We start from the raw sequence: 23168 nt of genomic DNA, 5'->3' as shown, positions 1-23168 counted from the left end.
ATTGTTATTTTTAGCCTTTTCAAAACTAAATCATAAACCCAAAAATTTTATTTTTGCCTCGTGAAAACTGATAAAAAATACCTGGCACGCTGCATTCAACTGGCTCAAAACGGTTTAGGAACTACTTACCCTAATCCGATGGTAGGCAGCGTTATTGTTTATGAAGATCAAATTATTGGTGAAGGCTGGCATAAAAAAGCCGGAGGCCCACATGCCGAAGTAAATGCGGTAAATTCAGTAAAAGACAAATCTTTATTACAAAAAGCGACTATTTATGTAAGCTTAGAGCCGTGCAGCCATTTTGGAAAAACACCACCTTGCTGTGATTTGATTATCCAAAATAAAATTCCAAATGTAGTCATTGGAACCGTAGACCCTAATGAACAAGTGGCCGGCAGAGGTATCAAGAAACTCATCGAAGCGGGAATAAATGTCAGGGTTGGTGTTTTAGAAAACGAATGCAACGAACTCAACAAACGTTTTTTTACTTTTCATCAACAAAAACGACCTTATATTATTTTAAAATGGGCAGAAAGTCAGGATGGTTTTATTGCTCCAAGCGAAAGAAACGAACAAAAACCGGTTTGGATTAGCAATCCTTATTCCAGACAATTAGTTCATAAATGGAGAAGTGAAGAACAAGCAATCCTTGTGGGGACACAAACTGCAATTGATGACAATCCTAAATTAGATGTGCGCGACTGGACCGGAAATTCTCCTGTAAGAATCGTTTTAGACCGAAACAATCGCATACCAAAAACACACCACTTATTAGATAAACACTTAAAAACAATTGTTTTTTGCCAATCAAATAAGAATACAAACGAAGAAAATCTTACCTTTGAAGTAATTGATTTCGAACAAAATATAGCTCCACAAATTGTAAGCACTCTATTTCAACATCAAATTCAATCGGTAATTATTGAAGGAGGACGTCAAACATTACAAACTTTTATAGATGCTAATCTTTGGGACGAAGCACGAATTTTTAAAGGTCAAAATATCTTTAAAAATGGAACAAAAGCAGCTGTTATAAAACCAAAAACAACCCAAAAACAGTTTATCCTCGATGATGAACTCATAATTTTTAAGAACCATGATTAATACCATCATTTTTGATTTTGGAGATATCTTCATCAATCTGGATAAAAAAGCAACAATAGACGGGCTTAAAAATTTAGGTCTTAAAGAATGGAATGCCGATTTAGATCAATTGAATATTCAATTTGAAAAAGGAAATATTTCTAAAGATGAATTCTTAGCAGGATTTCAAAAACAAATGCCTAACACCAGTATCGAAGATATTCTTGAAGCCTGGAATGCCATCTTGTTAGATTTTCCTTTGCACCGATTAGAATTTCTGCAAATGTTATCCAAAAAATACCGTTTGTTTCTGTTGAGCAACACCGATTCTATTCATATTGACACTTTCGAACAAAGGGTTGGTCCTTCTTTTTATAGTGATTTCTACCAATGTTTTGAAAAAGTTTATTTTTCATTCGAAATGGGCATGCGCAAACCGGATGCCGAAATTTACCTTTCACTTTTAAATAAACACGAATTACAAGCCAAACGCACTTTATTTGTTGACGACAAAAAAGAAAATACCGATGCCGCAGCAGCTCTGGGAATTCACGTATGGAATCTGCAAGTAGGAAAAGAAGACGTGATAGATTTATTCGAAAAAAAAATAGTTTAAATAACAATACCAATAGTCAATGGCAATAGCAATTAAAATAACAAACCAATTTTAAAATTGCCATTGATTTTTGTCATTGAACAATGAAAGACACCTATAATACTATTGCTTTTCCGTCAGAAGAAATTCTTTTTAAAGAAAAAGGAAGTAAATTCTTTGGTTATGCATATCCTATAACTTCTGAAGAGGAAGTCAAACCTATAATTGAAGTTTTAAAAAAACAACATCCTACCGCCTGCCATTATTGTTACGCTTACCAATTGGGTTCTGAAAAAATCAACTACAGAGCCAATGATGATGGCGAACCCAGCAATAGTGCAGGAATGCCCATTTATGGTCAAATCCAGTCTTTTTCAGTAACAAATACACTCGTTGTTATTGTTCGCATTTTTGGCGGAACCAAATTAGGTGTTGGCGGATTAATCACCGCTTACAAAACAGCTGCTCAACTCACACTTGAAAATTGTTCCATTATAGAAAAAACCATCGATGTCCATTATTTAATTTCTTTTGATTATAAAAACATGAACAAGGTCATGCGAATCATCAAAGAAAAAAACTTAGAAATTGTTCATCAAAAAATGGAAATGAGCTGTGAAATCGAAATTAAATGCCGAAAAAAAAATGCCGAACAAATATTCGACATTTTCAATTCGCTGTTTGAAATTGAGATGAAACTAAAAGAATAATTTTCCCGCAGAGGAAAAAAACCAAAAAACCGCTCTTAAAATTTTAGAAAATTATTAAAATCGGCATCAAAATTCCATCTGAAATTAGATAAAAAAGCAATATCAAATCCACCGATTTTTAAATTCGTAAAAGCTGCGTTTTCACATATTCCGGAGCAGCCATTGGACGACCCGTTTTCATGTCCACAAAGACCAAAGTTGAGTGCCCAATTGTTAATAACTCATCCTGCTCATTATAGATTTCATAATCGAATTCAATCTTAACAGATTTTTGGCTTTTGAAAATCGTTTTTACTCTTAAAATATCGTCGTATCGAGCTGGCTTTTTATAATTCATTGTCAAAGAAACAACTGGAAGCATTACTCCGTTTTCTTCCATCCATTTATAAGAAATACCAATGTTTCTAAGCCATTCCACACGTCCCATCTCAAAATACTGAGCATAATTACCATGATAAACTACACCCATTTGATCTGTTTCTGCATATCTTACTCTAACATTAAACTCGTGTTCTTTCATATTTAATTTTTATTATTTTTTATATTTTTTTGAAATACTTTTCCTCTTACTTACAACAATATTTCTTCAAAATCAACCCCGTTTTATTTTTTTTTAAAGAAAATTGTTCACATATTTGTTACCCCGAGAAATAACTACTTTTTTAGTGTTATTTACTTCAAACAACAGAATAAAAAATATAATAATTTAACAGAATTTATGAACAAAACTGCTCAATCAGTATGGGATAACTGTTTGTCTTTTATAAAAGACAATATTCAAGACCAAGCATACAAAACTTGGTTTGAACCAATAAAGTCAGTTGAACTTACCGATAACGCATTATATATTCAGGTTCCTAGTAAATTCTTCTACGAATGGTTAGAAGAACACTATGTTAAATTATTGAAGGTTGCCCTTACTAAAGAACTTGGAAAAAACGCAAAGTTACTTTATAAAATTAAAATGGAGAATACTTATGGCAACAAACAACCTTTTACGGAACAATTGCCAAGTACTAACAGACCTCCTGTAAAACCACAAAATGTAGATGCTCCTTTAAAAAATTTGGATCCGGAATTAAAAAACCCTTTTGTAATTCCTGGAATCAGAAACTTAAAGATTGAATCGCAACTGAATGCTAATTACAGTTTTGACAACTTCCTTGAAGGAGACTCAAACCGATTAGCCCGTTCAGCTGGTATGGCTGTAGCCAATAAGCCGGGTGGTACTTCATTTAATCCATTGCTTATTTTTGGTGGTGTTGGATTAGGAAAAACACACCTTGCCCACGCTATTGGAGTTGAAATTAAAGATAAATATCCTGAAAAAACTGTTTTATATATTTCTGCTGAAATTTTCACGCAACAATATATCGACTCAGTAAAGAAAAATAACCGAAATGATTTTATTCATTTCTACCAATTAATCGATGTATTAATCATTGATGACGTACAATTTCTTTCAGGAAAATCAGGAACGCAAGACGTGTTTTTCCATATCTTTAACTATTTGCATCAAAATGGCAAACAAGTTATCCTGACTTCCGATAAAGCACCTGTTGACATGCAGGATATTGAGCAACGCTTACTATCCCGTTTCAAATGGGGATTATCGGCTGAATTACACCAACCGGATTACGAGACCAGAATTTCGATTCTAAAAAACATCTTGTACCGCGATGGTGTGGAAATGCCGGAAGAAATTATCGAATACGTAGCCCGTAACATCAAATCAAATGTTCGCGAACTGGAAGGTGCCATCATCTCTTTAATTGCACAATCTTCTTTCAACAAAAAAGAAGTCACTATTGAACTGGCTAAGAGCGTTGTTGAGAAATTTGTTAAAAATGTAAAACGCGAAATTTCTATCGATTATATTCAAAAAATCGTTTCTGATTATTTCCAATTGGACGTAGAAACTTTACAATCCAAAACAAGGAAAAGGCACGTTGTTCAGGCGAGGCAATTAGCCATGTTTTTTGCTAAAAAATTCACTAAATCATCTTTGGCCAATATTGGTTCACAAATAGGTGATCGTGACCATGCAACTGTTTTACACGCCTGTAAAACTGTCGACAACTTAGTGGCTACCGACAAGCAATTCAAAAAATTTGTCGAAGACATCCACAAAAAATTAACGCTATAAAAGCCTTATGTCTGTAAAGATTTTAATGGTATGTTTGGGCAATATCTGTCGGTCGCCTTTAGCCGAGGGGATTTTGGCTTCCAAACTACCAAAAGACAAATTCTTCGTTGACTCTGCTGGTACAGGCGCATGGCATTCCGGAAAGCAACCTGATTCCCGCTCCATTGCCATTGCAAAAAACCACGATTTAGACATCTCGTACCAAAGAGCCCGACAATTTAAAGTAGAAGATTTTGATACTTTCGATTATATCTATGTAATGGACAAATCGAACTTCAGAGACCTAATTCGTCTGGCTAAAAAAGATGAGCACAAAGAAAAAATTGAAATCATCCTTAACGAATTGTATCCGAATGAAAATGTAGATGTTCCGGATCCTTATTACGGCATAGCCAATGGTTTTGAAATGGTATTCCAAATGCTTGACGAGGCCTGCGAAATTATCGCCACAAAACTAAAAACCAATCACAGCTAATTTAGCTCGTATTCAAAAAAATCACAATAATGAAATCAAATGCTCTTTTAGGAAAACTCTATTTAATCCCCACAACAATGGGAGATTGTGACCCGATGGATGTTTTACCACAAACTATAAAAAGAGCTATTGATCTTATCGATTATTATATTGTCGAAAACGAAAAAACAGCCCGTAAATCAATAAAAGCAGTTCATCCTGAAAAAAAACAATCCGATTTAGTCCTTTTTGCGTTAAACAAACATACTGAAACCAAAGAGCATAAAGATTTTATCAAACCTCTTTTAGAAGGAAAAAACATGGGCTTGATGAGCGAAGCCGGCTGCCCTGGTGTTGCCGATCCCGGTGCTGTAATTGTAAAATTAGCTCATGAAAAAGGAATTCAGGTAATTCCGCTTGTTGGCCCTTCTTCTATTTTATTAGCGATGATGGCATCCGGAATGAACGGACAAAGTTTTACTTTTCACGGTTATTTACCGATTGAAAAAGACGAAAAAAAAGCCGCTCTAAAAAGTTTAGAACGTATTTCATTTGAAAAAAATCAATCGCAGATTTTTATTGAAACTCCGTATCGTAACAATAAATTAGTCGAAGATTTAACCAGCATTTTGAATCCTGAAACTTATTTATGTATTGCAACTGATATTACTTTACCAACAGAGTATATTAAAACAAAGAAAATTTCGGCTTGGAAAAAAGAAACGGTAGATTTACACAAACGCCCTACTATTTTTATTATTCATAAAATGTAGTGTTGGCTTTTTTTACCATATAAGTCATATAAGTTTTAAAAAGCCTATTCAAAGTAACTCTATTTCAACAAGAACACATAAGCAAATAAAAAACGAATATTTATCTCATTATTTTCCCTTATATGCTCTTATCCTACCCCTTTTAAGATATTAAGTTAAACTTTAATTCAAAACTTATATGATTTATATGGTTATAAATTAACAGTTTTAAGATATTAATTCAAACTTTAATTCAAAACTTATATACCTCATAATGTTTAAAAATCGATATTATTTCATTCCCTATTTTCAATAACTCGCACCGTTTCCTTACTTTTAGACTTTCAAAAATAAACGATGTCTAAACTTCCCAATATCACCACCAGCATTTTTACAGTCATGTCGAAAATGGCTGCAGAACACAATGCAATTAATTTATCACAAGGATTTCCTAATTTTCCTGTGGATGAAAAACTAACAGAAATTGTCGCCCGATTAGCAAAAGAAGACATACATCAATATACTCCGATGGCAGGTTATCCGCCATTAATGACCAAAATTGCTAATCTGGTAAACCGTTCTTACCAAAGAAATATTGAACCTGAAACTGAACTATTGGTTACTACCGGAGCCACTCAGGGAATTTTCACAACCATTCAGGCATTGGTAGAAAATCAGGACGAAGTTATTGTTCTGGATCCGAGTTACGATTGTTACGAAGCGCCAATATTGCTGTGTAACGCAAAAGCTATTCGTGTTGCTTTAAACGACGATTACACCGCAAATTGGGAAAACATCGAAGCAGCCTGTACTTCGAAAACCAAAATGATTATCATCAACAATCCGCATAATCCTACGGGGAAAATCCTGAACGAATCAGACATCGAAGCTCTGGAGAATTTACTCGAAAAATTTCCTGAAATCATTCTGCTATCTGACGAAGTGTACGAATACATCACTTTTGAAGAAAAACACATTTCCGTTCACACCAGACCGCAGCTCCGCAATCGCGCCGTAGTAATTTCTTCTTTTGGAAAAACCTTTCATATCACGGGTTGGAAAATTGGTTATGTTGTAGCTCCCGAACAGCTTATGAAAGAAATTAAAAAAGTCCATCAATTTTTGGTTTTCAGCGTCAACAGCCTTGCCCAGGCTGCCATAAGCGAGTATTTGGATAGCGTTTCGATTGATGAAATCAGTATTTTTTTCCAACAAAAAAGAGATTATTTCAGAGAATTACTCAGCAAAAGTCGTTTTGAATTAATACCCTGCGAAGGAACCTATTTTCAGGTAGTATCATACAAAGCAATTTCAGATGAAAATGATGTAGATTTTTGCAAACGCCTAATTACCGAACACGGTGTAGCTGCCATTCCGATTTCAAATTTCTACGAAAATGGTAAAGATTTGCATCTGATTCGTTTTTGTTTTGCCAAAGACAATGCCACTTTAGAAGAAGCTGCGAGAAGACTTTGTAACGTATAATCAAATTTCACTTTCTTTTTTGCTTGATCAAAAAAGAAAAACCTATTTCGTATATTTACCCTAAAACCTCTACAAAATGAACTTTAGCCAAAAAATGTTGCGGGACGACGCCCTAAAAGGAAAAGTAATAGTCGTTACCGGAGGCGGTAGCGGATTAGGAAAAGCGATGACCCAATATTTCATGGAACTGGGCGCTAAAGTAGCCATCACTTCCCGCGATTTAGACAAACTTAAAAATACCGCTGTTGAACTGGAAAGTCTTACTGGCGGAAGCTGTTTGCCTTTGCAATGTGATGTGCGCCATTATGAGGAAGTCGAAAAAATGCTGGAGGAAGTCTTAAAAGCTTTTGGTAAGGTCGATGTATTATTGAACAATGCGGCTGGAAACTTCATCTCTCCTACCGAAAGATTATCAGCCAATGCCTTTGATACAGTGATTGATATTGTTTTAAAAGGGACCAAAAACTGCACGCTGGCTTTTGGTAAACACTGGATTGACACTAAACAAACTTCGGCTACCGTTTTAAATATTGTGACTACTTATGCCTGGACGGGTTCGGCTTATGTGGTACCAAGTGCAACTGCTAAAGCAGGTGTTCTCGCCATGACCAGAAGTCTTGCTGTAGAATGGGCTAAATACGGAATCCGTACCAATGCCATTGCTCCGGGGCCATTCCCTACCAAAGGCGCCTGGGATAGATTATTGCCGGGAGATTTGGCTCAAAAATTTGATATGTCTAAAAAAGTACCGCTTAAGCGTGTGGGCGATCATCAGGAACTGGCCAATTTAGCTGCTTATTTAGTCTCTGATTTTTCAGCTTACATCAACGGCGAAGTAATTGTCATTGATGGTGGCGAATGGCTCAAAGGTGCCGGACAATTCAACATTCTGGAAGCCATTCCCGAGGAACTTTGGGATCAACTGGAAATGATGATTAAGTCTAAAAAGAATAAATAATTTTTTAATCAGTTATGTATAAATCTCAAAAATTAATATCAAAAAATTTAGGTGAAGAAATTAAAAAATTAGAATCTAAAGAATCTCAACTTTTAGACATTGCTAAAAAACTTAATTCTGGAAATTTTTATCCCTTGGACTTTTTATCTAATGCAATAATTAACAGATCACTAAAGTTAATTTTTGGATTTACAACATTATTAAAAGATGAAAATTTTATTGCAGCTTCTCATCTAGTTAGATGTCATTTGGATAATGTAATCCGATTCTCTGCTTCATGGATTGTAGATGACCCACACGATTTTGCTACAAAAGTTATTGATGGCATCCAAATAGACACATTAAAAGATAAAAATGGTAAACTAATGAAAGATTGGTATCTCAGAAATCTTTTAAATGAAGAATACCCTTGGATTACTAATGTATATAAACAATCATCTGGATACGTCCATTTTAGTAATAAACATATTTTTAACTCGATTAAATCTGTCGATTCAAACAAAAGAACAATGCAATTTTCCTTTTCAAAAAAAGATAACGAAATTGATGAAAATTTAAAAATAGAAGCTATTCAATGTATTGACCACATAACAGAAATTTTAATAATTTTTTTGAATGGGTGGTATTATACAAAAGAAAATCCCGATAAAATTAAATAAAAAAACAACTATCGCTGAAAACCTTTTATTTTAAAAAACACAAATTGGCTAAAGCCCCCTGTTAAAAACCCGGCAACATTTCACCCCAAAACCAAAACCTACTCCCAATTAAATTCCTATTTTTGTTATACTAATAAAACAAAACCATTTTATGCTCATTATTGGAATTGCAGGCGGAACAGGAAGTGGAAAAACAACGGTGGTTCACCAAATCATGAATGAATTACCGGAAGCCGAAGTAGCTGTTATTTCTCAGGATTCCTATTATAAAAAAACCACAAACCTAAGTTATGACGAGCGTGCTTTAATCAATTTTGATCATCCAAGAGCCATTGATTTTGAATTATTGGTAGAGCATCTTAAAGAACTAAAAGCAGGAAAAATAATCCATCAGCCCGTTTATTCCTTTGTAACCCACAACCGCACAGAGGACACTGTTAGCACCCATCCCAGAAAAGTAATGATTGTAGAGGGTATCTTAATTTTGGCTCATCCTGAATTAAGAGATTTATTTGATATTAAAATCTATGTACACGCTGACGCTGACGAAAGACTCATTCGCAGATTAAAAAGAGATATTGCCGAACGCGGTCGTGATATGGACGAAGTTTTAAACCGCTATCAAAAAACTCTAAAAACCATGCATGAACAATTTATTGAGCCTACAAAAACATTTGCTGATATTATTATCCCGAACAACAAATACAACACCGTAGCTATAGATATGCTTCGCACGGTAATAAATCAAAAAATTCTATAATTTTATTGTAAATTTATATACGTTTGATGTTATTATTTTAAGTATAATTTTCCAAAACCCATCATATTTATTTTATCCGGCTGTCCCTAAATTTCGGGAGTCGAAATCTAAATAAAAAAGAAGTAAAACTATTTATCCGATACAAAAAACAACTAATGAAAAACCCCTATAAAGACAAAGCCTGGTTTCAATTTTTAAGCAACAAATACATTTGGTCCTTATTATTTTTCATTGTTTGGATGCTATTTCTGGACAATTATTCTTATTTTGACCATCGTGTTTTAGACAATCAGATTGAAGAATTAGAAGACAATAAAAACTATTATCAGGGAGAAATTAAAAAAGACGAAGCCCAGATTAAACAGCTCAAAAATCCTGAACAAATAGAAAAATATGCCCGCGAAAAATACTTTATGAAAAAAGACAGCGAGGATATTTACATCATTGAATTTGAAGGCGACACGATTGAAAAAAAGTAATAAATCCTGAATTATTAAAATCAAACTAAAATGGCTACTCCTCTATTCGAAGAATTTGATGCTGTTTCATCCAAACAATGGAAACAAAAGATCCAATTCGAATTGGATGGAGCCGATTACACCGAAAATTTAGTATGGAATTCGCCCGAAGACATTAAAGTCCGACCTTTTTATCATAACGACGATTTTAGTCAAACCGCTGTTGCACCAAATCGTACTACCAATTTTACAATCTGCCAAAACATCTTTGTTTTTGATATCGAAAAATCAATAGAAAGAGCTCTGGATTCGCTACAAAGAGGAGCTGAAAGCATACGATTTACCATCAACAACGAATCGGTCAACATCGAAAAACTCCTTGAAAAACTGCCTTTAGAAAACACTCCCATTTATTTTGATCTAAAATTTTTATCGGTTGATTATATTTCAAAAATCGATACTATTGTTACTCAGAAAAAAGCGAAGGTATTTTATAATCTGGATCCTATTGGGCAATTAGCCAAAGAAGGAAATTGGTTTTCAACTAAAGAAAAAGACAATTTTGAAACGCTGCGTTTACTTTCTAAAACAACCAGAGAAAACTCACTAATTAGTATCAATGCTGCATTATATCAAAATGCAGGAGCAAATATGGTACAGCAAATTGCTTACAGTCTGGCTCATGCCAATGAATATTTAAACCGAATCCCGACCATACATCAGGCGATTGTTTTTGAAGTTAGCGTGGGAAGCAATTACTTTTTTGAAATTGCAAAACTGCGTGCGCTGCGATTACTATTCCAATTGATTGCCAAAGAATATTATCATGACAGCGATTGTCATCTTTTACTAACGCCTACAAAACGCAACAAAACTTTGTATGATTACAATATCAATATGTTGCGTACCTCGACCGAATGTATGTCCGGAATTCTGGGTGGTGCCGATGCGATTGCCAATTTGCCTTATGATGCCATTTACCATAAAAACAATGAATTTGGAGACAGAATCGCCCGAAATCAATTGCTGATTCTGAAAAACGAAAGCTATTTCGACAAAGTAAACAATCCGGCTGACGGCAGTTATTACATTGAAACACTAACGCAGCAATTAGCCGAAAAAGCACTTCATTTATTCAAAGAAATCGAAGCCAATGGCGGATTTCTGAAACAATTGAACGAGGGCATTATCAAAAGAAAAATTCAGGAAAGCGCCGATAAAGAACAACAGCTTTTTGATTCAAATAAAGAAGTTCTTATTGGAACTAACAAATATCAGAATCCAAAAGACAGAATGAAAGACAACATTGAGTTGTATCCTTTTGTAAAAATTAAACCCCGAAAAACGCTGATTACACCAATTATTGAAAAACGTCTGGCAGAAAAAATTGAACAGGAACGTCTGGCTTCCGAATAATCGAAACGAAATCAATAATCAAAAAACACCCAAATGATTCGAAAAGATCTCAGACATATCCAACTAAAAACTGAAAATTCAGGAACTGATAGCAGTTTCGAATTTACTTTTGCAAAAGAAAATTCGGCAGCCGATAATTTTGTCACAGCCGAAGGAATCGAACTCAAACAAAACTATACTGAAAAAGATATTGAAAATCTGGAGCATTTGGATTTTGCTGCTGGATTTCCACCCTATTTACGTGGTCCCCATACGACAATGTATGTTCAAAAACCGTGGACCATTCGTCAGTATTCCGGTTTTTCTACAGCTGAAGAAAGCAATGCTTTTTACAAAAAAAACCTCAAGGCAGGTCAGGAAGGACTTTCCATAGCTTTTGATTTGGCTACACATCGCGGTTATGATTCGGATCACGAACGTGTACAAGGCGATGTGGGAAAAGCGGGTGTTGCCATTGATACCGTAGAGGATTTCAAAATATTATTCGACCAAATCCCATTGGATAAAATGTCGGTTTCGATGACCATGAACGGAGCCGTTTTACCTATAATGGCATTTTATATTGTAGCTGCTGAGGAACAGGGTGTCAAAGCAGAACAACTTTCGGGAACCATACAAAATGATATTCTGAAAGAGTTTATGGTGCGCAACACTTACATCTACCCACCGGAAGCTTCAATGAAAATCACTGCTGCTATTTTTGAATATATCAGCAAAAAAATGCCCAAATTCCACTCCATTTCTATTTCCGGCTACCACATGCAGGAAGCAGGAGCAACCGCCGATATTGAACTGGCCTACACTCTAGCCGATGGCTTGGAATACGTAAGAGCCGGACTTTCAACAGGAATGAAAATTGACGAATTTGCACCACGATTATCCTTTTTTTGGGGAATAGGAATGAATCATTTTATGGAAATTGCCAAAATGAGGGCTGCCAGAATGATTTGGACCAAACTAATCAAAGCTTTTAATCCCAAAAATAACGATTCACTGAGACTGAGAACCCATTGTCAAACCAGCGGCTGGAGTTTAACCGCTCAGGATCCGTTTAACAATGTAGCCCGAACCTGTATTGAAGCCAGTGCTGCTGTATTTGGCGGAACCCAATCACTTCATACTAATGCTTTGGATGAAGCCATGGCATTGCCAAGCGACTTTTCGGCAAGAATAGCCCGAAATACTCAATTGTATTTATTAGAAGAAACTAAAATCACTAAAACCGTTGACCCTTGGGGCGGAAGCTACTATATTGAATCACTGACGAATGAAATTGCAGAAAAAGCCTGGAAACATATTCAAGAAATAGAATCACTTGGCGGAATGACCAAAGCGCTGGCTACAGGGATTCCAAAACTACGAATTGAAGAAGCCTCAGCCCGAAAACAAGCTCGCATAGACAGTGAACAAGATATAATTATAGGAGTTAATAAATTTCAAGCCAAAAAAGAAGTACCTTTAAATATCCTAGACATTGATATTGAAAAAGTTCGTAACCAACAATTAGAACGACTTAATCAAGTCAAAGCGAAACGAAATACTTTAAAAGTAAATGAAAGCTTAGAAAAAATTAGACTTTGCGCGCAAACTGGAAATGGAAATTTACTGGAATTAGCTATTGAAGCGGCAAGAGAAAGAGCTACTTTAGGTGAAATTAGTCAGGCATTAGAAACTGTATTTGGAAGACATAAAGCACAAATTAAATCGTTTAGTGGTGTGTATAGTAAAGAAATCAAACAAAATAAGAGTTTTGAAAAAGCTAAACAATTAGCTAATACTTTTGCCAAAAAGGAAGGCCGACGCCCAAGAATTATGATTGCCAAAATGGGACAAGACGGTCACGACAGAGGAGCAAAAATAGTAGCAACAGCCTTTGCCGATATTGGTTTTGATGTTGATATTGCCCCACTATTTCAAACTCCTGCTGAAACAGCTAAACAAGCAATGGAAAATGATGTCCACATTTTAGGCATATCTTCTCTTGCTGCGTCACACAAAACATTGGTCCCACAAGTCATAGAAGAACTAAAAAAACTAGGACGTGAAGACATTATGGTCGTTGTAGGCGGCGTTATCCCTACTCAAGATTATCAATACTTATTTGATGCCGGAACCGCAGCTGTGTTTGGTCCAGGAACCAATATTAGCAAAATAGCAATCAAAATTCTGGACTTTCTATTGGAAGAATAGTACTTAAAAGTGATAACAAAAACAATAGTATAACTTTTTAATCAGTATATTTTATACAAATAATCTATTCAATAATTATTTTTCCAAATATTGAATACAATAAAAAAACTATTTTATTAAAAAACAATCCTACAAACAATTGATTATCAAGACAAAAAATACTATCTTTAATACTACAAAAATTTAATTTTTTTCGCTTAAAAACCCTAACTATTATATAGAATTAATAATAATGTAAAAATAAAAAGGGGAAGTAATAGTAAGCCTTGAAATTTAACTCAGATAATTATTATAATTGAAATAAATATTATGAAAAAATTCTCATAATATTATTGGTCTTAGAATAATCTGTATTGCATTTTGATTAATATAAAATTGAAATTGATACAGATTACGATGCTATTATTAATATTAAAAATATCCCAACTATTAAAATTAAGATTGTTGGCCCTATTTTTAAATATATTTTACCCAACAAGATTCCAGAAAAAAACTTAAGAAAATTACAAGAATAATTCATTCTTTATCAAATTGGTATAGATTATAAAAACCGCATAATTCTTTTATAATCCCGAAACAATAAGACGACTCTTTAGTAGTAACTTATAATGAAAAAGGCAAACTAATTCATGCATTATAAAATACAAAAATGTAAATCACTTAATAAAGTTTTTTGTCCATTTATAAAAATTAATCTATTGAACTATTGTAAGTGATTATTTTTTGTATTGTCAAAAAAGGAGCAATCCTCAAATAACAATTGTAACTCCAAATAAAAAAGAAAAAAACTGAACAATTCATCTTCAACCCCGAAGTAAAAAACCAAATCTTTTAATTGCATACATTAACCTAAAAAGGAATATTAATTTAAACAAAAAAAAGATGAAAACATTTATTATCACTTTGCTTTTCTTAGGGTCAAGTATTTCTTCTTACTCTCAAGATACAACACAAAAAGAAACAGACATCATAAACACAGATGAATTACCAGCTGTAGTTATTAAAAATGCCGGAGAAGCTTTTTCAATATATCTCCCAGATAATCACCCGGATAAAGATGTCAGAGAATTACAAAAAAAATTCATAGCTTATGACATTGGGAAAGATTACGAACAATATGAAAATTATCTGTTAGTATTAGAAGCAAATTCCGGCACATTAGCTGCAAAGTATAATAGTAAAGGAAAATTATTAGGGGTTGTGGAAAATTACAAAGGTATTAGACTTCCGAAAGAAGTAATATATTCTACATACAAAGCCTACCCGGAATGGAAAATAGTTAATAATAAATACTTGTATACTCAAAGAGAAGGAGATATATTAAAAAAACAATATCTTCTAACAATAAAAAAAGATGACAAAACACGTATGTTAACTGTTCATGCAAATGGAGATATCGTAAAAGAGAAATAAAACTCCTCTATTCAATAAAAATATTCTAATCCTATTAGTCCATAATTTAAAACAGGGACAGATGAAATCAATTATTACTATTTTTTTATTTTTTGGTTTGATACTTCCGGCTTTCTCTCAAGAGAAGGAAGAAGGCGCAATAGACATTAAAGAGTTACCATCTGTAGTTATCAGAAGAATTGGAACCGACTTTTCTATTTATATACCCGACAAAAATCCCGATAAGAATATCTTAAAATTACAGGAAGAATTTGTGGCCTATGACATGGGAAAGGATATTAAAGGATCTGAGGTATACTTACTTATTATGAATACAGATAATAACTCTTTAGCTGCAACTTATAATGAACATGGAAAATTAATGCGTGTTGTTGAAAATTATAAAAATGTAAAACTTCCCAATGCGGTAATCTATTCCATATATAAAAACTATCCTGATTGGTCAATTGTTGATGACAAATACATATACGCCCAAAAAGAAGGTGATATTATCAAAAAACATTACAATGTTAAACTAAAAAAAGAGAAAAAAATAATAAGATTAAAAATTCGTCCAAATGGCGAAATCTTCAAAACTTGAAAATAAAAAAAGGCGTCTTAAGACGCCTTTACTTTTTAAAAGTTTCAAATTAAAGTGTAACTACTGCATTTACATTAGGTTCGATAAATGAAGTATCATAACCTCCAAATGCTTTCAAATAACTACGTACTGAAGTTCCATAAGCATCTTTAATGTATTTTCTTCCGTTATTTTTAAAATATCTTTTAACAGAACCCGCACCACCAAGATGGGCTGCAGCCAGAATACCTGATTCGGTTATCAAAATACCACCTACAACTTTTCCGTCGTATTTCTCAATAATGTCCTTTAAAATAGATTTGTTTTTGGATAGTAAAGCAACAAAGGCTTTTTCTTGCAGTTTAGGACTTCTTAAGAATTTTTCAGTATCATGAATCCCAATAGACCTTAAAGTTTCGTTACCAAATTGGTATTTCCCTAAATACCCTAACGAATTTACTTTTTTGTACTTGTTTTCGGATTCTCTAAATCCGATTGCTTCTTTAAAACCGATGAATAAATTCCCTGTAAAAGGAATAGTTAAACCGGAATAAGTTTCTTGTGCTAATGAAGGAAACTGGTATTTTGCCCCTTCAACATTTCCCCTCAAGAACCACTCATTTTCTTCTAATCTAAGTGGTTTAAAACTGTAACTCAGGAATAGAATTATTACAGTTAAACTGGTGTAAAAATGCCATTTTTTTATCATAAATTGAATTTCTTCTAAACCTGTCACATTCAGAAATTTCACTGCGCAAAGATACAACTTTTTTCATAAAACCTGAAAATCAATCAATTAATGCATTTTAAAAATACAAAACATGTCCCTTAACCCCCTTAGCAACAGAGTATTCAAGTGTGGGAGCAGGAATTTTTAAAACGGAAAAAACAGAAAAAAAAGTCTTCAAAAAATGGGATTTCGTCTCAATTTTTGTCAAATCAAGATCTAAACTCAGGTAAAATTGTCGTGATTTCAGCTGATTTTCACCTGTAATAATTACAGAATTTTCTCCTTTTCCAGTCAACATTCCATCCGCTCCGTAACCAATTGCAATATTCAAAATTTTTGGAATTTTTGTCTCCTTAAAAAACGATTTCAAATTAGCCGATAACCAATAGGTTTGTCCATTATAATCTTTTAAAATTTGCTCAGAAAAACTACTCCCTAAAACTTCTGGACGGTATGCTGCAAATCGTGTAGTATGAAATGAAAATTTGGGGGTAATTCGTTGCTCTTTCCAAAGTAATTGTTGGGAAACGTATAAAGCCGTTCCTGTCGCATTAGCAATCACATCTCCGGATGAAGCTCCCCACTGAGAAGAAAAGCCGTCTAAAACTTCTACAGCTGTCAAAAAAGCAAATCCCAAGCCGGCGCCATAAACTAATTGCTTTTCAGGACTGGCTCCACTCCACTGCAACATTTCACTTCCCAAACGCCCTAAATGATAAGAAGAATATAAATGTCCTAACTTATCCATTTGCAACCATTCTTCGTTATCATTAATAAAATGAAATTGAGAACGAGGATAATCTGCATACCACAACTGGTTCAAACCGATTAAGCTTATAGCAGAAAAAGCTGCTTCCGAAACGAAAACAGCTTTTTGTCTTTTTATATTTAAAGTATCCGAAGGTTTTAAAAAAGATTGTATTCTACTTTGAGCCATACAATTTGAAATTGTAAGCAACAAACTCAGGAATAAAATACTTTTACACTTCAAAACTATCTTTTAATTCCCTGAGCATTTACCCAATCCGCATATTTTTTAGCATTTACATTGTGCTCTGCTAAAGTAGCTGCAAATTCATGGTATCCAAAACGATCAGTACTGGCACAGAAATAAATAAAATCATTCTTTTCCGGATTTAAAACAGCTTCTAAGGCCGTAATATCAGGCATAGCAATAGGTCCAGGAGGAAGTCCAACCACTTTATAAGTGTTATAAGGAGAATTCAAAAACAAATCGTTATAGAAAACACGCTTAATAACCTGATTAAAATCGTTATCCTTTTTCTTTTTAGCAAAAATAACTGTCGGGTCGGCCTGAAGAGGCATTCCTGCTCTCAATCGGTTCAAATAAACACCTGCAATTCTTGGTCTTTCATCTTTTTTAACCGATTCTTTATGTACTATAGAAGCCAGAATAGTTACTTCAGTTGGTGTTAAACCTTGCTTTTTAGCTTTAGCAACACGTTCATTATTCCAAAAATTACGATATTCCTTAATCATTTTATCTCTGAATTTCACAGCCGAAGTATTCCAATACACTTCATAAGTATTTGGAATAAACATTGCCAATACATTTTCTTCGGTGAAACCATTTTCTTTTAAAAAGATAGAATCCTTAAAAGATTTCATCAAAGAAGCACTATCTGCTTCAATTTGAGAACCCACACGACCTGCCAAATTCTCAATTCGCTCCTGATTATTAAAAGCTAATTTCACCGGAATATTACTTCGCATGGCTTTCACTAATTCGTAACTGTTCATTCCTTTAGTTAACAAAAAACGCCCTGATTTTACATTTTCAGGATAACTCATTTTACTGGCTACCATTTCAAAACGTTCCAAATTAGTCACATAAGGAGTCAACGAATCCAAAACCTGCTCATAACTGGCATCGGTTGGAACATGAACATATACTTCGTCTTGAGAAAACTTAGTGTTATTTGAAAAGATTTGTCCTATCAAAACAAATCCATAAATAATCAATCCACTAATAACAACAATGGAAATGATTGAAATAATCTTTTTTGTGCTCATTATAAAGCTAATTTTTTAAAATTGGGGGTTAATTAATTGATAGATGGCTTCGTCTTGATATACTCCGTTAATAAGATTCCAATCTTTTTTGACACCTATACACTGAAAGCCAAATTTAGTAAAAAGTGCTATACTTGCTTCATTTTCTAAACCAATATTTGCATACAATTGATGCAAATTAAGATGCTTAAAAGAATAATTGATTAAAAGTCCTAAAGCTTCAGAACCTAACTTTAGATTTCTGTTAGCTACACTATGTATCAGAATTCCAATTCCCGCTCTGTTGTTCTTAGGATCAAAATCAAACAAATCAATCAAACCTAAGGCCGGAAAATCTTCGTCCTGACAAATTGCTAAACGCAATTGCTTGGCTTCATAAATGTCCTGATGGGCATTTTCAAGATACTGCCGAATGAGAAATCGGCTGTAAGGAGTTTGAGTATTACTCACTTCCCAAATGTTTTCATCGTTTTCTATAGTATAGATAAATTCTAAATCATCAGGCTCAAGAGCACGCAAATAAATAGAATCTCCTTTTAATGTAAGCATTGAGAAGTGAGGAATTTAATTATATTTCTATAGTGCCTTCAAAAACAAATTTTGCCGGACCATTCAGAAAAACATCAACATATTTATTGCCTTCTTTTTTGAAAGAAACCGATAATTTTCCGCCTTCAACATTCATGTTAATAGACGTCAAATCCGTTTGCCCGGTAGCATTCATTGCAATAGCAGCAGCCGTTGCTCCGGTTCCGCAAGCCAGGGTTTCATCTTCTACCCCGCGCTCATAAGTTCGAAGTGCAAAAGTGGAATCGTCTATTTTTTTGACAAAATTGATATTACTTCCTGCTTTGCCATACAATTCTCCATAACGAATGGCTGCTCCGTTTTCTTTTACATTATAATGCTCCAAATCATCTACTAATTGCACATGATGCGGCGAACCTGTATTTAAAAAACTGTAATCCGGATTTATTTTTATTCCGTCTACATCAATCATTTGTAAAGAAACAATTCCGTCTTTATCCACCGAAGCATGATGCAATCCATCTACAGCATTAAAAGAAGTAGTATCACCAATTACGTTTAATTGTTTCGCAAAAGCTACCAAACATCTTCCGCCATTTCCACACATGGTACTTTGATTTCCGTCAGAATTGTAATAAACCATTTTAAAATCGGTTTCAGAATCATTTTCAAGCAGCATCAAACCGTCAGCTCCTATTCCGAATCGTCTGTCACAAAGACGTGCAATCAGTTTTGTATCTTCTTTTGGAAAAAAATTGGTACGATTATCAATAATCACAAAATCATTTCCCGTTCCCTGATATTTATAAAATTGTATTTGCATTACTTATTAATTAGTTTTACAAAAGTACGAACTATTAACGAAATGTTAATCATTGTTAAACAGCGTTAAAGTGTTTTTTAACATTCATTTTTCGCTATAAATTTACTCTACTAAATAACTAAAATAACTGCTATTATGAACCGATTTTCAAATCTATTTTTAGTATCCCTTTTAAGTGGAGCCACTACACTTGGCGCTTATAAATTATTATTTGACGAAAATGGTTATTTTTCGAATGACAGAAAAACGTTAACGACTTTGGCTTCCGATGCCTACACGAAAAGAGTGGGCTTATCGCCGGATGTATTAGACTTTACCGAAGCAGCCGACAAAACAATCCATACTGTAGTTCACGTAAAAAATGTTTCACACCAAAAAATAAGTGACCCAATTATGGAATTTTTCTATGGTTACAGAGGTGGACAGTCTCAGGAACAAGTAGGAACCGGTTCAGGTGTAATCATTTCCGAAGACGGATATATTGTCACTAACAATCACGTAATTAAGGACGCTTCGGAAATCGAAATTACCTTGAACAACAAAAAGTCTTATAAAGCAAAACTCATTGGTACCGATTCTAAAATGGATATTGCTCTTTTAAAAATTGATGCTGATGAAAAATTACCTTATTCGTCCTTTGGAAATTCTGATGCTGTAAAAGTTGGTGAATGGGTACTCGCTGTAGGTAATCCATACAACCTTACATCGACAGTTACCGCCGGAATTGTATCTGCTAAAGCCAGAAACTTAGGAAACAATGACATTCAATCTTTTATTCAAACTGATGCTGCCGTAAACCCAGGAAACAGTGGAGGAGCCTTAGTAAATACCAGGGGTGATTTAATCGGAATCAACACTATGATTACTTCTATGACAGGTTCTTATGTGGGGTATTCATTCGCAGTTCCATCAAACCTTGCCCGAAAAATCATTGAAGACATTATGCAATTTGGTAATGTACAACGTGGAATTTTAGGCGTTACAGGAGGCGAGCTAAATGCAACAGCATCAAAAAAATACGGAGTTACACAAACTGAAGGAGTTTATATCCAAAGTGTTCAAAAAAATTCCGGTGCTGAAAAAGCCAATTTGAAAACAGGAGATGTTATTGTAAAAATAGACAATCAAAACGTAACTTCATTTGCAGACCTTACAGGCTACATTAATACCAAAAGACCAAATGACAAAGTAGCTGTAACTATCATCAGAGAGAACCAAACTAAAACTGTTCCTGTAACTCTGAGTAAAAATGAATTTTTTAGTGCTGAATTCAAAGGAATCGAATTAGAAAATATTACACCAGCCGACAAAAAGAAATTCCGTGTTGATTATGGTGTAAAAATCAAATCAATTAACAATGAAAATTTAAGCCAATACGCTGATGAACTGCAAGGCAACATTATCTTAAGCATTGATAACGTAAAAATCAAAGATATTGAAAGCGCTTCTAAACTTTTAAATAGTAAGGACGATCAACAAAGTGTACGTATAGAAATGATAAACAAAAACGGAGAGATTATTCGAATTATCATTTAATATTTTTCAACTTCAAAAATCAGCAAAAGCCAGTAAATTATTTTACTGGCTTTTTATTTATAATACCACTTCAGGAAACGAATAGACTTTGCGTTATTTTTAAACAAATAAGTAACAAAAATCTATACTGGTACAGTCAATTATATCTAATGCAAATGACTATTGTTGATGCAAAAAAAACTGAATTAACCTCAAAAATCCTTCTTATTCAAAGGAAAACCAAACCGTTTCGTTTCCACTTGACAAGAATAAAACCCCAAATACTGAGCACAAAAAAAACGCCTTAAAAAAGACGTTTTGACTTATACTTAATAAATTTTCGTTACTATAAAACTCTATTGATTTGAGTTACTCTCTTACTATAATATTCCTCTTTTGTCGAAGAAATAATTACGCCACTACTTGTTGAAGCATGAATGAATTTAATTTCACCATCTTCTCCTACTTCAACCACCATTCCTACATGATTAATTCGGCTTCTTCCATTCGTTTTAAAGAAAATCAAATCTCCTTTTTTTGCTTCTTCAGCATTAATTTTTGTACCAATTTGTGCCTGCTCAATAGAAGAACGAGGCAATTGTATATCATAACTTCCAAATGTAGAAAACATTAATCCGGAACAATCAAAACCATCTTTAGTTACACCTCCTGATCTATAACGAACACCTATATTTTCAGAAGCGGTACAAATCAACTGCTCTATTAAGTCAGTCCCTTGATACGATTTCATACTATAATTCACCCCTTCATCTCCTACAAACTCATTATTATCTGTAAAATCATATTTTACAGCCGATTTAACATTTGATTTTGCGGTACGGATTGTTAGTTTTTCACCTACTAAAAGTTTATTTGCAATTTTAGGATTTTGTGTTTCTAATTCTTTTACAGTAATCCCAAATGCTTTTGCAATTCCATATTTTGTCTCTTTAGGCAAAACTTCATGAGTAATTTCTACTTCTTCATTAAGGTCTTTATTGTTCTCAGTTGATTTTTTTTCAATTTCAACTACAACAGTATTTTTATTATCTACTTCCTGTACTACTTCTTTTTTACTCACAACAACATTTTCTTCTTGAACCACAACTGCTTTTTGAGTTGGGATTACAATACTTTGACCAATTCTTAAAGCTTTAGTAGCTAAAATAGGATTAGCTTTTTCAATATCAGCTACACTAACACCATATTGTTTGGCAATTCCATAAAGCGTTTCTTTTGGTAAAACTTCTTTAATCAAATTTCCGTTAACACTTGGTTGCTCTACAGCTAATACTTCTTTCTTTTCAGTAATAATTTGAGGAACCTCAGTTTTTATTTCTTGTTTAACCTCTGCTTTTACTACAGGCTTAACTTCTGTTTTTACAAGCTCTTTTTTAGGTAAATTTTCTAATACTTCTTCTTTCTTTTCAATGAGCGGCACATTAATTACATCGCCCACTTTTAATGCTTTATTTTCTAAAGAAGGATTAATTGCATATAACTCGGTAACTTTAACTCCATATTGCTTTGCAATTCCATAGAGTGTCTCTTTTGCCAAAATAACATGCTGTTCCTGTTTTGCATCTACAATAGAAGACGCAACTACATTAGCACTCTTTTTTTGAATTTTCACAGACGAAGCAACAGGTATCAGCAAAACCTCTTTAAATTTTATTCCTTTCTTTGCATCAGGATTAAGTTCATAAATAGCAGCTGACTTCACATTATATTGTTCTGCAATTTTGGATATTGATTCACCTTTAGCAACTACGTGCTGAATGAATTTTTCCTGAGAAAACCCATTCAACTTAGCTAACAGAACCAATAAAACAATCCAAAACTTACACCTCATAAAACAATTTTAAATTTGAAAACCAGTTCTTTCATTTCCAGAACCTTG

Annotated in this window: 23 protein-coding genes; 16 read left to right on the top strand and 7 right to left on the bottom strand. The window is 33.8% G+C overall.

The genetic code is table 11. The features are described 5' to 3' along the window. Nucleotides 1-60: 60 nt before the first annotated feature. The 3 genes from ribD to BLR17_RS07195 all read left to right on the top strand — a co-directional run bounded on the left by ribD (nucleotide 61) and on the right by BLR17_RS07195 (nucleotide 2388). Complete coding sequence (gene ribD, locus BLR17_RS07205; protein ID WP_066324889.1) at nucleotides 61-1104, top strand: bifunctional diaminohydroxyphosphoribosylaminopyrimidine deaminase/5-amino-6-(5-phosphoribosylamino)uracil reductase RibD; 1044 nt, start codon at nucleotides 61-63, stop codon at nucleotides 1102-1104. Then, the gene (locus tag BLR17_RS07200; protein WP_066324891.1) at nucleotides 1097-1699 is read left to right on the top strand and encodes an HAD family hydrolase; all 603 of its coding nucleotides are present in this window, start codon (nucleotides 1097-1099) and stop codon (nucleotides 1697-1699) included. Before ribD ends, BLR17_RS07200 begins: the two co-directional genes overlap by 8 nt. Nucleotides 1700-1782: 83 nt before the next feature. Next, on the top strand, nucleotides 1783-2388 hold the full coding sequence (locus BLR17_RS07195) for an IMPACT family protein (RefSeq protein ID WP_066324898.1): 606 nt from the start codon (nucleotides 1783-1785) through the stop codon (nucleotides 2386-2388). A gap of 118 nt (nucleotides 2389-2506) precedes the next feature. Here BLR17_RS07195 and BLR17_RS07190 read toward each other — a convergent pair whose 3' ends face one another. Continuing rightward, the gene (locus tag BLR17_RS07190; RefSeq protein ID WP_066324906.1) at nucleotides 2507-2908 is read right to left on the bottom strand and encodes an acyl-CoA thioesterase; all 402 of its coding nucleotides are present in this window, start codon (nucleotides 2906-2908) and stop codon (nucleotides 2507-2509) included. 198 nt (nucleotides 2909-3106) lie between these two features. Here BLR17_RS07190 and dnaA point away from each other — a divergent pair, with 198 nt between their 5' ends. The 12 genes from dnaA (at nucleotide 3107) to BLR17_RS07130 (ending at nucleotide 15659) form a co-directional block, all read left to right on the top strand. Further along, nucleotides 3107-4534: a chromosomal replication initiator protein DnaA gene (gene dnaA / locus BLR17_RS07185; RefSeq protein WP_066324908.1), complete on the top strand. Its 1428-nt coding sequence runs from the start codon at nucleotides 3107-3109 to the stop codon at nucleotides 4532-4534. Nucleotides 4535-4541: 7 nt separating this feature from the next. Continuing rightward, complete coding sequence (locus BLR17_RS07180; RefSeq protein WP_066324910.1) at nucleotides 4542-5009, top strand: low molecular weight protein-tyrosine-phosphatase; 468 nt, start codon at nucleotides 4542-4544, stop codon at nucleotides 5007-5009. Between the two features lie 29 nt (nucleotides 5010-5038). After that, entirely contained in the window at nucleotides 5039-5761 is a 723-nt protein-coding gene (locus BLR17_RS07175; RefSeq protein ID WP_066324912.1) for an SAM-dependent methyltransferase, read from the top strand. Nucleotides 5762-6097: 336 nt separating this feature from the next. Next, complete coding sequence (locus tag BLR17_RS07170) at nucleotides 6098-7225, top strand: methionine aminotransferase (protein WP_066324915.1); 1128 nt, start codon at nucleotides 6098-6100, stop codon at nucleotides 7223-7225. Between the two features lie 76 nt (nucleotides 7226-7301). Continuing rightward, nucleotides 7302-8183: an SDR family oxidoreductase gene (locus tag BLR17_RS07165; protein WP_066324917.1), complete on the top strand. Its 882-nt coding sequence runs from the start codon at nucleotides 7302-7304 to the stop codon at nucleotides 8181-8183. 14 nt (nucleotides 8184-8197) lie between these two features. Next, nucleotides 8198-8842, top strand: coding sequence for a hypothetical protein (locus BLR17_RS07160; protein ID WP_066324920.1), 645 nt, complete (start codon nucleotides 8198-8200; stop codon nucleotides 8840-8842). A gap of 151 nt (nucleotides 8843-8993) precedes the next feature. Then, entirely contained in the window at nucleotides 8994-9602 is a 609-nt protein-coding gene (gene udk, locus BLR17_RS07155; RefSeq protein WP_066324922.1) for a uridine kinase, read from the top strand. A gap of 155 nt (nucleotides 9603-9757) precedes the next feature. Next, the gene (locus BLR17_RS07150; protein WP_066324923.1) at nucleotides 9758-10081 is read left to right on the top strand and encodes an FtsB family cell division protein; all 324 of its coding nucleotides are present in this window, start codon (nucleotides 9758-9760) and stop codon (nucleotides 10079-10081) included. Nucleotides 10082-10111: 30 nt separating this feature from the next. Continuing rightward, nucleotides 10112-11476 (top strand): methylmalonyl-CoA mutase subunit beta, encoded by a 1365-nt coding sequence (locus BLR17_RS07145; RefSeq protein ID WP_066324927.1) that lies wholly within the window; start codon nucleotides 10112-10114, stop codon nucleotides 11474-11476. 33 nt (nucleotides 11477-11509) lie between these two features. Continuing rightward, on the top strand, nucleotides 11510-13666 hold the full coding sequence (gene scpA / locus BLR17_RS07140) for a methylmalonyl-CoA mutase (RefSeq protein WP_066324930.1): 2157 nt from the start codon (nucleotides 11510-11512) through the stop codon (nucleotides 13664-13666). 882 nt (nucleotides 13667-14548) lie between these two features. Next, nucleotides 14549-15079, top strand: coding sequence for a hypothetical protein (locus BLR17_RS07135; protein WP_066324932.1), 531 nt, complete (start codon nucleotides 14549-14551; stop codon nucleotides 15077-15079). A gap of 61 nt (nucleotides 15080-15140) precedes the next feature. Next, complete coding sequence (locus tag BLR17_RS07130) at nucleotides 15141-15659, top strand: hypothetical protein (RefSeq protein WP_066324934.1); 519 nt, start codon at nucleotides 15141-15143, stop codon at nucleotides 15657-15659. A gap of 49 nt (nucleotides 15660-15708) precedes the next feature. Here the strand turns inward: BLR17_RS07130 and BLR17_RS07125 are convergent, their stop codons facing one another. The 5 genes from BLR17_RS07125 to dapF form a co-directional block, all read right to left on the bottom strand. After that, complete coding sequence (locus BLR17_RS07125) at nucleotides 15709-16347, bottom strand: peptidoglycan-binding protein LysM (protein WP_083189183.1); 639 nt, start codon at nucleotides 16345-16347, stop codon at nucleotides 15709-15711. A gap of 97 nt (nucleotides 16348-16444) precedes the next feature. Continuing rightward, nucleotides 16445-17305 (bottom strand): DUF2279 domain-containing protein, encoded by an 861-nt coding sequence (locus BLR17_RS07120; RefSeq protein WP_066324943.1) that lies wholly within the window; start codon nucleotides 17303-17305, stop codon nucleotides 16445-16447. Nucleotides 17306-17361: 56 nt separating this feature from the next. Further along, a complete protein-coding gene (gene mltG / locus BLR17_RS07115) occupies nucleotides 17362-18402 on the bottom strand; it encodes an endolytic transglycosylase MltG (protein ID WP_066324949.1) in 1041 nt (346 codons plus the stop codon). Between the two features lie 15 nt (nucleotides 18403-18417). Further along, complete coding sequence (locus tag BLR17_RS07110) at nucleotides 18418-18951, bottom strand: GNAT family N-acetyltransferase (RefSeq protein WP_066324952.1); 534 nt, start codon at nucleotides 18949-18951, stop codon at nucleotides 18418-18420. 19 nt (nucleotides 18952-18970) lie between these two features. Next, nucleotides 18971-19753, bottom strand: a complete 783-nt coding sequence (gene dapF, locus BLR17_RS07105) for a diaminopimelate epimerase (protein WP_066324954.1) — start codon at nucleotides 19751-19753, stop codon at nucleotides 18971-18973. A gap of 135 nt (nucleotides 19754-19888) precedes the next feature. On the opposite strand from dapF, the gene BLR17_RS07100 reads away from it, so the two are divergent. After that, complete coding sequence (locus tag BLR17_RS07100) at nucleotides 19889-21289, top strand: Do family serine endopeptidase (RefSeq protein WP_066324956.1); 1401 nt, start codon at nucleotides 19889-19891, stop codon at nucleotides 21287-21289. Nucleotides 21290-21614: 325 nt separating this feature from the next. On the opposite strand, the gene BLR17_RS07095 is transcribed toward BLR17_RS07100, so the two are convergent. Continuing rightward, nucleotides 21615-23120, bottom strand: a complete 1506-nt coding sequence (locus tag BLR17_RS07095) for a peptidoglycan endopeptidase (protein WP_066324958.1) — start codon at nucleotides 23118-23120, stop codon at nucleotides 21615-21617. Between the last annotated feature and the right edge of the window lie 48 nt (nucleotides 23121-23168).

The organism is Flavobacterium glycines (assembly GCF_900100165.1).
Taxonomy (GTDB): Bacteria; Bacteroidota; Bacteroidia; order Flavobacteriales; family Flavobacteriaceae; genus Flavobacterium; species Flavobacterium glycines.
Note: the sequence above shows the minus strand (reverse complement) of the source record. Positions and strands in the feature narration are given on the sequence as shown.

Coding starts and splice junctions, on each gene's coding strand:
- BLR17_RS07110 (WP_066324952.1), bottom strand. CDS start 18,951: ATGCTTACATTAAAAGGAGATTCTATTTATTTGCGTGCTCTTGAGCCT.
- BLR17_RS07125 (WP_083189183.1), bottom strand. CDS start 16,347: ATGATAAAAAAATGGCATTTTTACACCAGTTTAACTGTAATAATTCTA.
- BLR17_RS07165 (WP_066324917.1), top strand. CDS start 7,302: ATGAACTTTAGCCAAAAAATGTTGCGGGACGACGCCCTAAAAGGAAAA.
- BLR17_RS07100 (WP_066324956.1), top strand. CDS start 19,889: ATGAACCGATTTTCAAATCTATTTTTAGTATCCCTTTTAAGTGGAGCC.
- mltG (WP_066324949.1), bottom strand. CDS start 18,402: ATGAGCACAAAAAAGATTATTTCAATCATTTCCATTGTTGTTATTAGT.
- scpA (WP_066324930.1), top strand. CDS start 11,510: ATGATTCGAAAAGATCTCAGACATATCCAACTAAAAACTGAAAATTCA.
- BLR17_RS07145 (WP_066324927.1), top strand. CDS start 10,112: ATGGCTACTCCTCTATTCGAAGAATTTGATGCTGTTTCATCCAAACAA.
- BLR17_RS07120 (WP_066324943.1), bottom strand. CDS start 17,305: ATGGCTCAAAGTAGAATACAATCTTTTTTAAAACCTTCGGATACTTTA.
- BLR17_RS07160 (WP_066324920.1), top strand. CDS start 8,198: ATGTATAAATCTCAAAAATTAATATCAAAAAATTTAGGTGAAGAAATT.
- udk (WP_066324922.1), top strand. CDS start 8,994: ATGCTCATTATTGGAATTGCAGGCGGAACAGGAAGTGGAAAAACAACG.
- dnaA (WP_066324908.1), top strand. CDS start 3,107: ATGAACAAAACTGCTCAATCAGTATGGGATAACTGTTTGTCTTTTATA.
- dapF (WP_066324954.1), bottom strand. CDS start 19,753: ATGCAAATACAATTTTATAAATATCAGGGAACGGGAAATGATTTTGTG.
- BLR17_RS07200 (WP_066324891.1), top strand. CDS start 1,097: ATGATTAATACCATCATTTTTGATTTTGGAGATATCTTCATCAATCTG.
- BLR17_RS07190 (WP_066324906.1), bottom strand. CDS start 2,908: ATGAAAGAACACGAGTTTAATGTTAGAGTAAGATATGCAGAAACAGAT.
- BLR17_RS07195 (WP_066324898.1), top strand. CDS start 1,783: ATGAAAGACACCTATAATACTATTGCTTTTCCGTCAGAAGAAATTCTT.
- BLR17_RS07150 (WP_066324923.1), top strand. CDS start 9,758: ATGAAAAACCCCTATAAAGACAAAGCCTGGTTTCAATTTTTAAGCAAC.
- BLR17_RS07130 (WP_066324934.1), top strand. CDS start 15,141: ATGAAATCAATTATTACTATTTTTTTATTTTTTGGTTTGATACTTCCG.
- BLR17_RS07135 (WP_066324932.1), top strand. CDS start 14,549: ATGAAAACATTTATTATCACTTTGCTTTTCTTAGGGTCAAGTATTTCT.
- BLR17_RS07170 (WP_066324915.1), top strand. CDS start 6,098: ATGTCTAAACTTCCCAATATCACCACCAGCATTTTTACAGTCATGTCG.
- BLR17_RS07180 (WP_066324910.1), top strand. CDS start 4,542: ATGTCTGTAAAGATTTTAATGGTATGTTTGGGCAATATCTGTCGGTCG.
- BLR17_RS07175 (WP_066324912.1), top strand. CDS start 5,039: ATGAAATCAAATGCTCTTTTAGGAAAACTCTATTTAATCCCCACAACA.
- BLR17_RS07095 (WP_066324958.1), bottom strand. CDS start 23,120: ATGAGGTGTAAGTTTTGGATTGTTTTATTGGTTCTGTTAGCTAAGTTG.